This is a genomic window from Sphaerospermopsis reniformis, from assembly GCF_005402885.1.
GTDB lineage: Bacteria > Cyanobacteriota > Cyanobacteriia > Cyanobacteriales > Nostocaceae > Sphaerospermopsis > Sphaerospermopsis kisseleviana.
Map to the genome: position 1 here is coordinate 1 of NZ_BJCE01000545.1, position 604 is coordinate 604.

Here is a 604-nt window from a genome sequence, read left to right on the forward strand (position 1 = left end):
GGGGCAATGAGGCCCCATCAAAACAAAATGTTACCACAATCATATCAAACAATTTTCCGAAAACATTTAAGTGAACAGCAATATCTGACCCTGGAAATACTGTTATTATTGATACAAGCACATCCGCAAGTGAAACTATCAAAATTGGCCAGCTTATTTCCACAACCAATTAAATATGAAAGCAGAAAAAGGAATCTACAAAGGTTTTTAGAGGATGTTTGAAAAGTCGGAAAGGATGTAAAAAAGCTCTCTCAGTATAAGCTGTGAATAGTGAATAGACAGCACGCCTGTGAGCAACATGAGTAAAGCATACCCCAGCAATCTGACTCGTGACCAATATGAATTGATAAGTGACATGATTCCAGAACCAAAACCAGGAGGTCGTCGGCGTGAAGTCGATATGTGGGAAATCCTGAACGCGATATTTTATGTGTTGGTAGAAGGAGTCAGATGGCGGAGTTTGCCTGGGGATTTTCTAGCATGGCAGACAGTGTACACATATTTCCGCAATTGGCGGAAGGATGGAACATGGTTGCGTATCCACGATAGCCTACGAGATTGGACAAGGATTGAAATCGAACGTCATTCTTTACCGTCTGAGGCG

Annotated in this window: 1 protein-coding gene and 1 pseudogene; both read left to right on the top strand. The window is 41.7% G+C overall.

Features of this window, described 5'->3' with window-relative positions:
* Nucleotides 1-27: 27 nt before the first annotated feature.
* Nucleotides 28-210 (top strand): annotated as a pseudogene (locus FFR48_RS28320) (IS4 family transposase); the annotation flags it as partial.
* A gap of 88 nt (nt 211-298) precedes the next feature.
* Nucleotides 299-604: transposase (locus tag FFR48_RS28325; protein ID WP_137669618.1), on the top strand; the 306-nt coding region annotated here is incomplete at its 3' end.